Raw genomic sequence first — 14,501 nt, forward strand, 5'->3', positions numbered from 1 at the left:
TTATATTTAGAGAGAATGAGAATCATTATCATTTATTAAGGGGTGAGTCGTTGAGAAGAAAAGGACTTTTTCTTGTTTTGCTTTTATTAAGCGCTCTCTCTATTTTTATCGGAGTAAAAGATTTGATGGTGCAAGCTCTGCTCCACGGCGATTCGCAGCAATGGCTGATCGTGGCGACCACTCGTCTGCCGCGAACAATCAGCTTGATCTTGGCTGGTGCGACGATGAGCATTTGTGGACTGATTATGCAGCATCTCACTCAAAATAAATTTGTTTCACCAACAACTGCCGGGACAATGGATAGTGCCCGTCTGGGTATTTTGCTGGTCATGCTTTTCTTGCCTAATGCCTCCACCGCAGCCCGAACGCTTGCGGCGTTTATTTTTGCCTTTTTCGGGACGATGGTTTTCCTAGGCTTAAGCCGCCTGCTTCCAACGAAGGACCCGATCTTTCTGCCGCTGTTAGGCGTGATGTTCGGCAATATCGTGGGCTCTGTGGCTACCTTTTTTGCCTATCAATTTCAATTGATTCAAAACATGTCTTCTTGGCTGCAGGGAAATTTTTCCTTAGTCGCAAAAGGCAGCTATGAGCTGCTCTATCTGACGATCCCGCTATTTTTTATTATTTATTTTTTTGCCTATTTCTTCACAATCGTTGGTTTAGGCGAAGATGTCGCTGTCAACTTGGGTGTCAATTATCGCCTGACTCAAACATTAGGCATCGGTTTAGTGGCTGCGGCTAGCGGATTAGTCCTAATTATGGTGGGAACGGTTCCCTTTTTAGGCGTGATCGTACCGAATATCGTTTCTCTGATCTATGGCGATCACGTAAAACAAAATCTATGGATTACCGCGCTGTGCGGCAGTCTATTTTTAATGGCCTGTGATATTATCTCGCGGATCGTCATCGCGCCGTATGAGGTGCCGGTCAGCTTGACGGTCGGTATTTTAGGCAGTCTGATCTTTATCTATTTATTGGTTAGGAGGAACCGCGCATGAAGTTCTCTCTGCCAAAAAAAGAGCTGCTGCTGATTAGTCTTTCGATCCTGGCACTGCTCCTTTGCGGACTTTATCTGACTTACAACACCTACGGCAACATCCAATTTGCGTTGATGCTGCGAGGGAAAAAAGTAGCTGCCTTCGTGCTGGTCGCCTTGGCAACGGGGATGGCGACAGTCAGTTTCCAAACCATGACCCAAAACCAATTTTTGACGCCAAACATTCTCGGCTTAGACTCCATGTATGTGCTGATTCAAACGATTTTATTTTTTGTCATAGGCGGAGTCAACATGCTGTCGCAGGAACAGACTTCGATCTTTTTGCTCAGCATTCTATTGATGGCCTTATCGAGTTTGCTATTAGCCAAGGTTTTACTAAAAAGGCGGCAAAATGATCGATTTATTCTGCTGATGCTGGGAATGATCTTCGGGACCCTATTCAGCAGCACCAGCAACTTTTTGCAAGTCATGATGGACCCGAATGAATATGATTTGCTGCAGGGGCGGCTTTTTGCCAGCTTCAGCAATATCAACACTACCCATTTAGGATTGGCTGCCGGAATTATTTTACTAGGCTCCTTCATTTTATTCGCGGTCAATCGCTATTTAGATGTTTTGCATCTAGGTGGGGATCAAGCGACGAACTTAGGTATTTCGCTGAATACGTTCCAGATCCTTCTGCTTTTTTTAGTCAGTCTGCTGACCGGAACAGCGACCGCACTAGTCGGTCCGATCACCTTCTTAGGATTTATCGTTGCGAATATCAGTTACCAGCTGATGCCGACCTATCGCCACAGCTATTTATTTCCAACCGCGATCTTGCTGGGCATTATCTTTTTAGTCGGCAGTCAATTTTTAGTCGAACAAGTTTTCCATTTAAAGACTACGGTCAGCGTCGTTACTCAGTTTGTCGGTGGTCTGTACTTTATCGGGAAAATTATTTATGAAAGGAGGCGGCAAAGATGATCGATCTCAAAGAGGTCTCAAAAAAATACGGTGCAAAGAAGGTCGTTTCCGAAGTCTGTTTGCCAATCAAGGAGGAGCAGCTGACCGCGTTTATCGGACCAAACGGCGCAGGAAAAAGTACCCTGTTGTCGATGATCAGCCGCTTGATCACAATCGACGCGGGACAGATTTATCTCGATCACAACGAGGTCAAGGCTTGGCGTTCTAATGAACTAGCCAAAAAATTATCGATCTTAAAGCAAAGCAACGGCGTGAATCTGCGAATTACGGTTCGTGAGCTGGTCAGCTTTGGACGTTTTCCATATTCGAAAGGCCGTTTGACCAGCATGGATCAAGACTTGATCGACTATGCGCTAGAGAAGCTTGGATTAGTGGAAATGGCGGAAGATCAAATCGATACCTTATCTGGCGGTCAATTGCAGCGGGCATATATCGCGATGATCTTAGCGCAGGACACCGACTATATCCTATTGGATGAACCGCTGAATAATTTGGATATGAATCATTCGGTACAGCTGATGCAGACTCTGCGCCGCTTGGTCGAAGAAGAACATAAAACGATTCTTCTAGTCATTCACGATATCAATTTCGCGGCAAGCTACGCGGACGAGATCGTTGCGATGAAAGCCGGACAGATTTTCGCTCACGGAACAACGAATGAGATGATCCAGCCGCAGATATTGAACGCGCTATACGAAATGGATATCAAAATTTGCGAACTAGACGGCAAACGATTTTGTATGTATTTCAATTAAAAACAGGTATTTAGCCTCAAAATGAAGGCTTTAATTATAAATTAGGGGGAATTAGGAATGAAAAAATATATAGTAGGCTTATCGCTGGTTTTACTTGGTTTAGGATTGGCCGGCTGCGGTTCAACGACGAATGAAAGCAGCAGTGATTCATCCGGCAAAGCGGCAACAAGCAGCACCGTTAAGGATGAAACACTCGAAGTGAAGGACTCCAACGGCAAGGTGACCGTACCAAAGAATCCGAAGAAGGTCGTCGTTTTCGATAATGGTTCTTTGGATACCTTGGATGCTTTAGGGGTTGGTGATACAATCGTCGGCGCAGCAACGGATAACTTGCCCGCTTATCTAAAAGAATACAAAAAAGTAGACTCCGCTGGCGGAATCAAAGAACCGGATCTAGAAAAGATCAATCAAATGAAACCAGATTTGATCATTATTTCCGGTCGTCAAAGCGATTTTCTAGATCAATTAAAAGAGATCGCACCAACGATGTACCTAGCAGTAGATACTTCAAATACATGGAACTCAATCAAACAAAATGTTGAAACACTAGGCCAAATCTTCGGCAAAGAAAAAGCAGCTAAAAAGCAATTAGCCGAATTAGAGACCAGCATCAAAGAAACCAAAGCAAAAGCGGAAGAAAGCAAAGACAAAGCTTTGACTGTCTTGGTCAATGAGGGACAATTGTCTACGTATGGCAAAGATTCACGCTTCGGAATCGTTTATGATACCTTTGGTTTTGCGGAATCCGATGATGCCATCAAGGCCTCTACCCATGGTCAAAGTGTTTCTTATGAATATGTTTTAGATAAAAATCCGGATGTTCTCTTCGTAGTCGATCGGACGAAAGCAATCGGCGGAGACGACAGCAACAACAATGTTGCCGACAATGAGTTAGTCGCTCAAACGACTGCCGGCAAAAACAAAAAGGTCATCTCGCTGCAGCCAGATGTTTGGTACCTAAGCGGCGGCGGATTAGAATCCGTTAAAATGATGCTGGATGACGTCAACAAAGCCTTTGAATAATAGAAAAAAGCCTTGATCTCAAATTGATCAAGGTTTTTTCTTTCGTTCGACTAATTTAACGCAAAATACAAAGGCGCAAGTTCCTTCATTGTCTGTCGTATGACTTGTTCCGTATTTGATATGCTGGTTTCTTTGAAAAATAATTTTCCCAATTGAAAACTGCGACCCTGCATCGCCTTCATCAGCTTTTCTGGCTGTGCATCATCTGCCAGAAATTCAGCCAGCGGAAGATGGTCCGCTAATTCATGTTCGACCTGCGGCCAGATATAGTAATCCTTGATATCTTTACCCTTACGCCACTCATTTAGCATGGCCAACAGGGTATTATACTCCGTTAAACTTCCTGCTCGTTCTTCGCTTTTATAATGCTGAAACATCAAATACACTTGAAGCTGCTTCTTGTTCAGCAGCACCGCCAGACAGGCATTTTGATTCTCATGCTGCGGATCACGATAGGCACTCCAAAAATGATTGCGCAAATTCCAGCCGTTGGTCCAGCTTTCAATCTTTGGTTTTTCCATCCGATATTCTTTCGGCAGCGACTTTGCAACCGCTTGCTGCAACGCTTTCCACTTTTGCCAGTGCGCTTGATAGTCTTGCTTAATCTGTTCGATTTCTTCACTGGAATACTGTTCCTTTAATTGCTTAAAGGCAAATGGCTTCCGATCAAACAATTGGAAATCATCGCTTGTTACTTCCATAACCTCGCCTCTTCTCATTCACTCGTTCTTATTGTAATCAGCTATTATGATTTATTCAAACGAAGTCCCTCTACAAAAAGACACCTTCTCGTTGGAAGAAGGTGTCTCGAAATCAATTAAATTTCCTATTCGTTGATGGCCTCGATTCCTTGCTGCTTCATCTTTTCGAGATGCTCCAGCATCGTTTGCACCTGTTCCAACGAATGTCCCTTCCAGTTCGGTACTTCACCGACTATTTTCAGTGGCTGCCGCGTTCGATACGACCGCGTAGGATTGCCAGGAAATTTTTTATCCGTCAAGTTAGGATCATTTTCGAAGGTTCCTGTCGGTTCGACTTGATAGATTCGCTGCGGCTTGTCTCCTAATGCTAATTCTGCGCCCCAGATCGCTGCCTCCAATGTCGCCGAAAAATAAACAAAATTCGCTTTGGCTTGTTTGCCATAATTGGAATTTTTGCCCGCTTCAAGCAAATCCCCTGCGTTCAACTCAGCTTTTGTCCCGTGGTAGAACGGGCCCTCATCCAATACTTCCTTCATCGAATCACTCCATTACCGTTTTTCTGTAACTGAGTAGTCTAACAGCAACCATGCTGCATGTAAAATTATTCGGTCGGTTTCACTTCCGACAGCTGCTCCGCAAACTGCCACGTCTCACCATTATCGGAAGAACGATACAGGCAGGCGAACATCTTGCCCTGATCAATGCCGCTCATTTTTAACAAATAGAATTTGGTTTCCAGTTGATTGGTGCTGACTTGCGTGACTTCGTTCGGCGATTGGAAAAGATCCAAGCCGCCAGTCTGATAATCCGCTGGGATCGTCACCACCGCTTCTTTGAAGGAGCCGCTGCTGTTATTGGTGTAATACAGATTTTCTCTTGTTGAAACAAAGCCTAATGTCGGATTCACGAAGCTGACATTTTGCACCGGTTGGCCGATCGTCGTTCCGTTATTTCTGTGCCACGTTTTTCCATGATCATTGGTCTGAAAAATCTCCAACCCTTCTGAAGAGACCTCCGGTGAGGCGCTGGAATAAACCAATACTCCGCTGCCATCAGCGAAAAACTGCGCCTTGCGGTAACGAATTCGTTGAGCCGTATCGGAAACGAGCGATTTTTGCCAAGTCTTGCCATTGTCTGTGGAGAATAAGAAAAACAGCTCCTTTTGATTCTCAGAATAAATAAACCAAGAGAATTCTTTCGAAATACTGTAAGTTTTATCCATCCAATACCCCATTGGAATTTCGCCGTTGGTCAGCAGATAACTGCCTGATCGCAGCCATTCCGGTTTCAATGGAACAAATGACCAATTTGTTCCGCCATTGGTCGTCAGGTAAAGTTCCTGCGTCTGTTGATTCAAATCCAACTGGTTCGTTTGATTTGCTTTCATATCCGGAGCCGTTCCTTGCTGCGCTAACAACTCATCACTCGTCAACGGTGTAGCTTCACTTGAAGGGGTCGAATGTGCAGGCTCAGAATTACCGCCATAAAGATTTTGCTGCCGGGTCATTCCATCATAAACAAACACTCCGACCGCTCCGGCAAAACTGGCGGTTCCCCATTTAAGACAAACAACTGAGTACCAGAAAAGCCCCTGAACTCTTGGCGAATGCCTAAATAAATCGTGGCACCGTCAAAAGTCGTGGTCAACTCGATACAATCCATTTTCAGCAAACGAATCTTCGGTTTTCGCGCTTCCTCCGCTAGATAATAGGCGTCGCGATCCTGATAAACCACTGGATACTTGGCAGCCTTCTTAACCGCTCGTTCCAAAAATCGTTGAAACGAGCGCCGCAATCGAATTCCTTGAATCCCATTCACGATGAAGAAAATGACTACCGCCGCAACACTGATCATGCCCAGCACGAGAGAAAAATGATAAAAGTCCCGCAACCAATACCCGGTATCAAAAGAGCGTACGCGCATTTCTAACCGTTGATAAACAAAACTTCCGATGCCGAAAAACAGCACACATGCGACGATCAAAAATAGAAAGGCCGCAACCAAGTTCTTTCGCCGATTTTTCTGCACTCTTTTATAAATCGGCTCTGCCGCCGAAAGCAATTCGATGATTAATAACTCCTGATCCATAATTTCTCCTGTCAAATAGCCCATTTCACTCATTATCTGCCATAACACAACCAATGAACAGGAATTTTTTGCAAAAAAATTTATAAAAAATGAATAACAAAATCGCATCAATATTGAAGTTTTGTACAAAAGTTAGGCAATTTCCCCCGAAAAAAAAAGCCTAGAGAATTTCTCTAAGACTTTTTCAAATTACCTGAAAATTCGTGCATCCCTTTACGGATATAAGTGAAGCCTGAATAAAGAACCACTGCGATCACGACCCAAGTCAATACGTTCATGTTTAAGCCAGTAACGAAGCGGGTTGCAACGATCACTCCAAGAATCCCGCCGACTGTAATCGCCAAGCTGACTTTCCGAGAATAATCGCCAGATTTAATGAAGTTTGTTCCAGCAACCGGCATCAGACCGGCACATGAAGCCATCATGATGGGAAAAGCGACCAAAGGACTCAGACCTAACATGTAAACCATCGCCATACAAGGCGCATATAGCCCAACACCGATCGTCATCAAAGCCCCCAAAATAAAGTTGCCGACGATACCGATGATCAATTTTATTCCAGTCAAACTAGTTAAATGATTGCCCGTTCCCAATAGATCAAGTAAGCCCAATTGTTTCAATGCCATCAGTGCCGCAGTGATGATCAATGCGATCCCCATGTAAAATTGCACTTTTTTCTCAGGCAGTTTGCTGACCGTTTTTGATCCGATGTATGAACCCACGATCGCTGCGAGTACTAATGAGAATAGTGTTAACGGTGCTACTTTTACTACTGTGATAAAAATAAATGCTTCAATAATTACCGGAACCGTGTGTGAAACATTCAACGTTCCTGGCAATTGACGGTCGTTGTCTAATTGTTTAGTCGTTTCTAACAACATCGTCGTCGGCGCAAAGCTCCCGATCCCCAACGTATCCATCGCGTCTGTAATAAAACCAATCACACCAGAAACAAGAAAGTTCCCGCCGCCCCAGTTTCCGCGTTCTGCGATCAAATCGCGAACAAAATAAAAAAGATAATAAACCAATAGAACCGCTAGCAGTCCCAACAAAATTTGTACCATACTTTTTCTCCTCTAAATAAATTAATCAATGAAAGCTCTTTTTCCTTTTAAGATAATACAACAATTCACAAGTATTTTGACTTAAATCCACTAACAGTTTGATGATAGCCGTCCAATAATCATTAGAGGATTCTATGAGTTTTCTCCAAAAGCAAAAAAATAACCTTCAATTACTTGAAGGTCATTCACTCAAAACAAAATAATTATTTTCGGGATCCGCGAAATTAAACAGCCGTTTCCCGCCTTGCTCCATAATCGGATTGACTTTAGGACTAAGCTTTTGCAGCTGCTCATGATATTGCTCTAAGTCCGAAACCTTCAATAATAGTGAAGGGAAATTATCCACCACTTCTGGAGAAACACGTTTAATAAAATTACGATCAAACAAAACCATCTGCACTGAATCAAATAACTCAACTGTGACTTGCAGCGATTCATCCGGCATCGTTTGCTGAGAGACGATCTTTCCGCCTAATCCTTCTTGCCAAAAGGCCGCTGAACCGGCGACATCATCGACATACAGCATGATCTCAATCCCTTTAAGCATTTTTCTCCACCACCTCGTTCAGACGAAAACGAACCATCTCTTTGATCAAGTCGACCGGTAGTTCTTTCTTATAAGGAATCTGCAAGGCGCCTTTTGAGGTTTTATACTCTTTCAATTGTTCATGGAAAGCAGTCATCGCACTCGGAGTTGGATAAAAACCTAAATGTTTCTTCATCGCGCCAAAGTGAACTAGATTCTCCGTTAAATAAAATGTCGGCATTCCGTATGAAAGTTTTTCCGTTGTTTCTACCGGGACCATTTCTTTGATGACTTGATAAATTTCTTTCAACATTGGCTGCTGGTCTTTTTCAGCCTCGTTGATATATTGTTCGATCGGTGACATCGCTTCACACCCTTTTTTCTTTTTAGTCTAGCGGAAATCACTGAAAAGGTATACAAACTTGCTCTACTCATCCTTCAGCATATCGCCTAAAGAAAAACCATCGAAGGTTTCACCATCATAATACTTCAGCAGCTGATCGGCCGTTAATAATGAAGAGGTCATCTCTTCTTCTTTGTCTTCCACCTGGTTCAACGCGGCATATTCCTGATACTGCTCCGCCAATTGGCGGTACATCGCTTTTTTCGAGGGCCCTTCTCCGACAAGAAACGGCAGCTCTTTAATGTGTCCACGATAAAGCGGTAAATCATTCACCCATTCGATTGGCTGTTCCACAACGGTTAGCTGAACCTCGGCAAAAATATCTTCATACATTAGTTTTCTTCCTCTCGCATTTTTCGGTACTGACGTGGCGTAACGCCTTCGATCTGTTTGAACCGCTTATAAAAAAAGGCTTTATCTTTATAGCCTAAGCGCTCCACGATCGCCTGAGCAGTCAGATCCGTCTGTTCCAAATATTGTTTACAACGTTCAATTTTGCGTAATAAGACGATTTCTGTGAAGGAGTGCCCCGTTTTTTCCTTCAACAAACTCGATAAATAATTCGGGTGAAAATGGAATTTCCGCGCAACCTCCTCCAACGTCACCTGCTCCAAACGCGCATCGATATACGCCAACAGCTCTTCTGTCAGTTGTCCATTCGATACAAAATTATCTTTGGCAATCAAGCGTTCCGGCTCAGCCTGACTGATCTCGACAATTAAAAGTACAAACGCCGATTTGGTAACCTTATTGTTGAAGTACGCCATCTTGACGACTTGTTTTAACAGCAGCAGCGTATAAAAATGAACATCCGTCACCGCCGCAAAATCATAAATCAAATAGCGGCTGATTCCCCTGGACTCCTCACTCAACGCCTCCACAAAGAAACGATACAGCTGCGGCTCTTCGAAGAATTGACCCAGCAGCGACTCCGTGAAATAGCCCGGCTTGAAATAGAATGCGATCACTTCAGCTTCGGCATCGCCGTTATAAGAAAGCTTCGTAGCCGCATTCGTTAAAATCAGCCCACCCTCACTCAAACAACTTTCCGAGCCATCGATCGCAACTCTGACAGACCCCTTCATAATATACAGCATTCGAATAAAATCGGACGGGACCTCAATCAGCTCCGTCGTTTCTCTAGTCACAAAAGCAGCGATCTCCCGGCGTGGGTTCTCGGAAAAATGCTGAACCTCGCCAATCATTTGCCCATCATCGCCTAGATAACAATCCAGCGTTTTTAAAAATTGATAGAAGCTGGCATATTGTACTGCTGTAACATCCATTTTCTCACCACCTTAGAATCGAACACTTTATTCTTTATCTACACTATTTTAAATAAGTCTCTATCAGCATATAATTTCTTTATTGATTGTATCACCTTTTGAAAATTAATACATTTGATTCAAACACTTATAAGGAGGATTTACTATGAAAATTGGTTTTATCGGTGCTGGAAATATGGCATCCGCAATCGTTGAAGGAATTGTTCAGAAAGGATTCAGTAACCCGGAGGACATCTATTTATATGATATTTCAACAGAGAAGGTTCAAGCCTTCGCTGAAAAAGTTGGGGCTCACGCGTTGAATGATCCCCAAGAGGTCATCAAAACAGTCGATACATTGATCTTGGCAGTCAAACCAAATGTCATCAAGGGAGTATTGTTGGAAGCCAAAGACGCCATCTTGCAAAATGATCCATTAATCGTCTCGATCGCTGCCGGAACCAGTACGGAAGCCATCTATGACGTCTTTGAAACCGATCAGCCAATTCGAATCGTCCGCGTAATGCCGAACATGAACGCAATGGTCGGCGAAGGTGCTGCCGCCGTATGCGGAAATGCCAGCGCAACGAAGGAAGATCTCGCAACGATCATCGATCTATTTAATGCAGTCGGCAAAGCTTGGCCATTAGAAGAAAAATATTTCTCGATCTTCACAGCGATCGCTGGGAGCTCACCTGCTTATACATTCTTATTTATCGATTCCATCGCTCGGGCTGCGGTGAAAAACGGCTTACCAAAAGACATCGCTCTGGAAATGGCGACCCAAGCTGTTTTAGGCAGTGCAGAAACATTAGCCCACAGTAAAGAAAATCCGTGGACCTTAATCGATCGTGTAAGTTCACCGGGTGGAACGACCGTCGCCGGAATCGTGGAATTAGAAGACAACGCCTTTATCTCAACCGTGATCAAAGGTATTGATGCAACGATCCGAAAAGACGAAGAGTTAGGAAAGAAATAGCAAAAGAAGGTTATGCCTGATAATCGGCATAACCTTCTTTTTTTACATATGAATCGGCATTCCCAACCCGACTTCACAGGCATCCATCACCATTTCAGATAGTGTTGGATGACCATGGATCGTCAGAGAAATATCCTCCAGCGTCAGATAGGATTCGATCGCCAAAGTGATCTCAGCCACTAAATCACTTGCGTTGACTCCGACAATCTGAGCACCTAAGATTAATTCCGTTTCCGCTTCAAAGACTAAACGAACAAAGCCTTCCGTTGCATTCAATGATAAGGCACGTCCATTGGCTTGCATCGGGAAATTCGCTGTCTTAGCCTTGATCCCCTCCGCTTTCGCCTCCGCCAACGTATACCCGACTGTCGCCACTTCTGGATCGGTGAAACAAATTGCTGGAATCGCACGATAATCTTTCGCAACATTCTTGCCACCGATCACTTCTGCCGCTACTTTCGCTTCATAGCTGGCCTTATGAGCCAATGCTAGACCGGGAACGATATCGCCGATAGCAAAAATAGTTTTCTGTGATGTGCGGTATTGCTCATCCACTTGAATCAAGCCGCGTTCTGTCAGCTTGACGCCAGCCTTTTCCAATCCTAGGTTTTCGGTATTCGGTCTGCGGCCGACTGTCACCATCACGTAATCCGCTTCGATCGTTTGCGTCTTCCCTTTGACTTCAAACTCTACCGCTACCCCATTCGCTGTCTCAGTGGCTTTTTTGGCTTTCGCACTGGTAAAGATCTCTACCCCGTTTTGCTTGAACTTTTTCGCGACCAATTGTTGAATGTCGCTTTCAAAATTCGGAACGATGTTTTCCGCTCCTTCAATGATCGTTACTTCTGATCCTAGATTGCGATACGCGCCGCCCAGCTCAGAGCCAACGATTCCGCCGCCGATAATAATCAGCTTCTTCGGAATTTCCTTCAAATTCAATCCGCCAGTAGAATCTACTATGCGACCGCCAAAGGCAAAACCGGGAATCTCGATTGGACGACTGCCGGTAGCAATAATCGCATGCTTGAACTGCAATTTCTCTTCGCCTTTGCTAGTGGTGATCGTTAGATTTTGCGGACCCGTAAATTGCGCCCGTCCCATAATCACCTCAGCACCATTCTTCTTCAACAGCATTGCGACACCTGAAGTCAGCGTTTTAACGACCTTTTGATCTTTCCATTGCTGAGTCTTCGTAAAATCCAACTGAGCATCTTTGACACTTAATCCAAGGAAGTCAGAATGCTGCGCCTCTTGGTAACGATGTCCAGCCGTGATCAACGCTTTTGAAGGAATGCAGCCAACATTTAAGCACACTCCGCCGATATGTTCAGCTTCTACTACGGTCACCTTTTGTCCTAATTGTGCGGCACGGATCGCCGCTACATAGCCGCCCGGTCCCGCACCAATTACGACTGTATCTGTCTTTTTCGTCATACTCAGCCTCCTCTACAGCAACAAGCTCATTGGATTTTCTAACAAGTCAACGATCATACTTAAGAATGCCGCCGCTGGAGCGCCGTCAGCAACCCGATGATCAAAAGAAAGACATAGATTCAATGCGGTGATTGTTGCGACTTGTGAGCCTTCCGATGTATCTGCAACAACCAATTTATCATAGCTTCCGCCGACGCCTAGAATCGCAACCTCTGGCAAGTTGATGATTGGATTGAAGGTTTGAACTTTACTGCGGCCTAACGAACTAATGGTAAAAGTGCCGCCGCTCATTTCGGCTGGCATCAATTGACCATCCCGCGCTTTTTTCGTCACTGCTTTTACAGCTGCGGTCAAATCACTTAAGCCTTTTTGATCTGCTTGCTCTACGACCGGTACGACTAATCCATCAGAAACCGCGACTGCCACACCAAGGTTTACATGATCAAAACGTTTGATTCCTTCAGCATAGGCATTAGCATTGAATTCTGGATAAGCCTTTAGGGCTACCATTGCTGCTTTTGCGATTATTTCCAAGAAGGATAGCCGTTCGTCCGTGCGTTCTTCTACCATCGGCAGCAATTGTTTACGCAGCTCGATTACTTTGGTTAGATCGACTTCGGCATTCATCGTGACATGCGGGATCGTGTGCTTGCTTTCCGACATCTTGTCTGCGATAGCTTTGCGCATACCGCTCCAAGGAATTAGCTCGCCTTCCGCTGCTTTTGGTGCCGCAGCTACTGTCGGCTCTTGATATTCCTTCACGTCCAGTGCTTGAATCCGGCCTTTCGGTCCAGAACCTTGTACTTTCTGCAAATTGAGCCCTTTTTCGCGGGCAATGCGGCGAGCCGCTGGTGTTGCGCGAACTTTTGTCGTTGTTACAGTTGTTTCTTCGTTGGATTCTGTTGGTTCCGCGACTTCTGCTACTTCTTCAGCTTCCGTTTCCTCCGCTGCTTCTGCTTCAGCACCCGGCATCTCCGCAGGAACGTCTTCCCCGGCCTCACCAATATAGGCAATCACGGAATTCACCGGTGCACTATCTCCGTCGCCGATATATTTTTTGAGTAAAATTCCTTCATCATAGGCTTCCACTTCGATCGCGATTTTGTCGGTCATGACTTCAAAAATCGCTTCGCCGACCTCGACGGAATCGCCTTCATTTTTTAGCCAAGTTGTGATCGTTCCGACATCCATCGTCGAACTTAACTTTGGCATCAATACTTCATTCGCCATCTCTATCCCCCCTTATGCCATTAATCCGCGACAAGCGTCAACGATATCCTCTACTTGAGGAACTGCTTTTTTCTCAAGCTCTGGGTGATACGGCATCGGGATTTCTTTACCTGCTAAACGGATGATCGGTGCATCTAAGAAATCAAAGCATTCTTCTTCTGCAATCACACTGGCTAATTCAGCGCTGAAGCCGCTGCGTTTCACTGCTTCCGTCACCACGACTGCTTTCCCCGTTTTAACAACCGAATCAATGATTGTCTGCTTATCCAGTGGTACCAATGTGCGTGGATCGACAACTTCGATCTGAATGCCATCTTCTGCCAAAATATCGGCGGCTTCCAACGCTTTGTGCACCATGATCCCAGTCGCTACGACAGAAATATCCGAGCCATCTCGTTTGATGTCTGCCACACCAATCGGAATCGTGTATTTTCCTTCCGGCACATCAGAGCTCGTCCGGTAGCAAAGCTTGTGCTCATAAAACATGACAGGATTATTGTCTTCAATCGCCGCATGCAGCAAACCTTTTGCATCATAGGCGGTCGCCGGTTGAATGACTTTCAAGCCAGGTACGTGTGCCGTCCAGTTTTCTAAACTCTGCGAGTGCTGTGCCGCTGCACCGGTTCCCGAACCTCCCGGCGTGCGCATCACCAATGGAATCTTCGCCTTCCCGCCGTACATGTATCTGATTTTTGCTGCTTGGTTAACGATCTGATCCAACGCGATCGTCACAAAATCCGAGAACTGAATCTCAAAAATCGGACGCATCCCTGTCATTGCTGAACCGACAGCCGCTCCAGCGATCACTGATTCAGAGATCGGCGTGGAACGAACCCGTTCTTCACCAAATTCTTCTACCATGCCGCGACTCACACCGAAAGCGCCACCATAAACGCCGATGTCTTCGCCTAACATGAAAATATCTTCATCTTCTCGCATCGCTTCAGACATTGCTTCTCTGACCGCTTCCGCGTATGTGATTTCTCTCATTTTTTTCGCTCCTCCTATTTCGTACTCAAGTATTTATTTTTCAAAAGAAAAATAAGTTCGCCTCTCACCACGCGTACTAT

General features: G+C 44.9%; 17 protein-coding genes. 5 read left to right on the forward strand and 12 right to left on the reverse strand.

Annotated elements, in window-relative coordinates:
- The first annotated feature begins 50 nt into the window (after positions 1 to 50).
- The 4 genes from I585_RS09160 to I585_RS09175 are packed head-to-tail and all read left to right on the forward strand — an operon-like array spanning position 51 to position 3,741.
- The gene (locus tag I585_RS09160) at positions 51 to 998 is read left to right on the forward strand and encodes an ABC transporter permease (RefSeq protein WP_034708543.1); all 948 of its coding nucleotides are present in this window, start codon (positions 51 to 53) and stop codon (positions 996 to 998) included.
- Entirely contained in the window at positions 995 to 1,963 is a 969-nt protein-coding gene (locus I585_RS09165) for an iron chelate uptake ABC transporter family permease subunit (protein WP_010742653.1), read from the forward strand. Before I585_RS09160 ends, I585_RS09165 begins: the two co-directional genes overlap by 4 nt.
- Entirely contained in the window at positions 1,960 to 2,718 is a 759-nt protein-coding gene (locus I585_RS09170) for an iron ABC transporter ATP-binding protein (RefSeq protein WP_010742652.1), read from the forward strand. Before I585_RS09165 ends, I585_RS09170 begins: the two co-directional genes overlap by 4 nt.
- Positions 2,719 to 2,775: 57 nt before the next feature.
- Positions 2,776 to 3,741 carry a siderophore ABC transporter substrate-binding protein gene (locus I585_RS09175; RefSeq protein ID WP_010742651.1) on the forward strand — a complete coding sequence of 322 codons (966 nt, stop codon included), beginning with the start codon at positions 2,776 to 2,778 and terminating at the stop codon, positions 3,739 to 3,741.
- 50 nt (positions 3,742 to 3,791) lie between these two features.
- On the opposite strand, the gene I585_RS09180 is transcribed toward I585_RS09175, so the two are convergent.
- From I585_RS09180 to I585_RS09220, 9 genes are all read right to left on the reverse strand, one after another.
- Positions 3,792 to 4,442, reverse strand: a complete 651-nt coding sequence (locus tag I585_RS09180) for an HI_0552 family protein (RefSeq protein ID WP_010742650.1) — start codon at positions 4,440 to 4,442, stop codon at positions 3,792 to 3,794.
- Positions 4,443 to 4,567: 125 nt separating this feature from the next.
- Positions 4,568 to 4,978: an NAD(+)--rifampin ADP-ribosyltransferase gene (arr, locus tag I585_RS09185; RefSeq protein ID WP_010742649.1), complete on the reverse strand. Its 411-nt coding sequence runs from the start codon at positions 4,976 to 4,978 to the stop codon at positions 4,568 to 4,570.
- A 65-nt stretch (positions 4,979 to 5,043) separates the two neighbouring features.
- Positions 5,044 to 5,967, reverse strand: a complete 924-nt coding sequence (locus I585_RS23635; RefSeq protein ID WP_010742648.1) for a WD40/YVTN/BNR-like repeat-containing protein — start codon at positions 5,965 to 5,967, stop codon at positions 5,044 to 5,046.
- The gene (locus I585_RS23640; protein WP_010742647.1) at positions 5,946 to 6,530 is read right to left on the reverse strand and encodes a hypothetical protein; all 585 of its coding nucleotides are present in this window, start codon (positions 6,528 to 6,530) and stop codon (positions 5,946 to 5,948) included. The genes I585_RS23635 and I585_RS23640 overlap by 22 nt, the downstream gene beginning before the upstream one ends.
- A 173-nt stretch (positions 6,531 to 6,703) precedes the next feature.
- The gene (locus tag I585_RS09200; RefSeq protein ID WP_010742646.1) at positions 6,704 to 7,594 is read right to left on the reverse strand and encodes a sulfite exporter TauE/SafE family protein; all 891 of its coding nucleotides are present in this window, start codon (positions 7,592 to 7,594) and stop codon (positions 6,704 to 6,706) included.
- A 181-nt stretch (positions 7,595 to 7,775) separates the two neighbouring features.
- Positions 7,776 to 8,141, reverse strand: coding sequence for a VOC family protein (locus I585_RS09205; RefSeq protein WP_010742645.1), 366 nt, complete (start codon positions 8,139 to 8,141; stop codon positions 7,776 to 7,778).
- Positions 8,134 to 8,484: an iron chaperone gene (locus I585_RS09210; protein ID WP_010742644.1), complete on the reverse strand. Its 351-nt coding sequence runs from the start codon at positions 8,482 to 8,484 to the stop codon at positions 8,134 to 8,136. The genes I585_RS09205 and I585_RS09210 overlap by 8 nt, the downstream gene beginning before the upstream one ends.
- A 63-nt stretch (positions 8,485 to 8,547) precedes the next feature.
- Positions 8,548 to 8,856, reverse strand: a complete 309-nt coding sequence (locus tag I585_RS09215; protein WP_010742643.1) for a hypothetical protein — start codon at positions 8,854 to 8,856, stop codon at positions 8,548 to 8,550.
- Positions 8,856 to 9,809, reverse strand: coding sequence for a helix-turn-helix domain-containing protein (locus I585_RS09220; protein ID WP_010742642.1), 954 nt, complete (start codon positions 9,807 to 9,809; stop codon positions 8,856 to 8,858). Before I585_RS09220 ends, I585_RS09215 begins: the two co-directional genes overlap by 1 nt.
- A gap of 145 nt (positions 9,810 to 9,954) precedes the next feature.
- Here I585_RS09220 and proC point away from each other — a divergent pair, with 145 nt between their 5' ends.
- Positions 9,955 to 10,767: a pyrroline-5-carboxylate reductase gene (proC, locus tag I585_RS09225; protein WP_010742641.1), complete on the forward strand. Its 813-nt coding sequence runs from the start codon at positions 9,955 to 9,957 to the stop codon at positions 10,765 to 10,767.
- Positions 10,768 to 10,809: 42 nt separating this feature from the next.
- Here the strand turns inward: proC and lpdA are convergent, their stop codons facing one another.
- Genes lpdA through I585_RS09240 form a run of 3 tightly spaced genes read right to left on the reverse strand, consistent with a single transcriptional unit; the run spans position 10,810 to position 14,421 of the window.
- Positions 10,810 to 12,201, reverse strand: a complete 1,392-nt coding sequence (gene lpdA, locus I585_RS09230) for a dihydrolipoyl dehydrogenase (protein WP_010742640.1) — start codon at positions 12,199 to 12,201, stop codon at positions 10,810 to 10,812.
- 12 nt (positions 12,202 to 12,213) lie between these two features.
- The gene (locus tag I585_RS09235; RefSeq protein ID WP_010742639.1) at positions 12,214 to 13,431 is read right to left on the reverse strand and encodes a dihydrolipoamide acetyltransferase family protein; all 1,218 of its coding nucleotides are present in this window, start codon (positions 13,429 to 13,431) and stop codon (positions 12,214 to 12,216) included.
- A gap of 12 nt (positions 13,432 to 13,443) precedes the next feature.
- Positions 13,444 to 14,421: an alpha-ketoacid dehydrogenase subunit beta gene (locus I585_RS09240; RefSeq protein ID WP_010742638.1), complete on the reverse strand. Its 978-nt coding sequence runs from the start codon at positions 14,419 to 14,421 to the stop codon at positions 13,444 to 13,446.
- Between the last annotated feature and the right edge of the window lie 80 nt (positions 14,422 to 14,501).

This window comes from Enterococcus malodoratus ATCC 43197, assembly GCF_000407185.1.
In the GTDB taxonomy this organism is placed as follows: domain Bacteria; phylum Bacillota; class Bacilli; order Lactobacillales; family Enterococcaceae; genus Enterococcus_A; species Enterococcus_A malodoratus.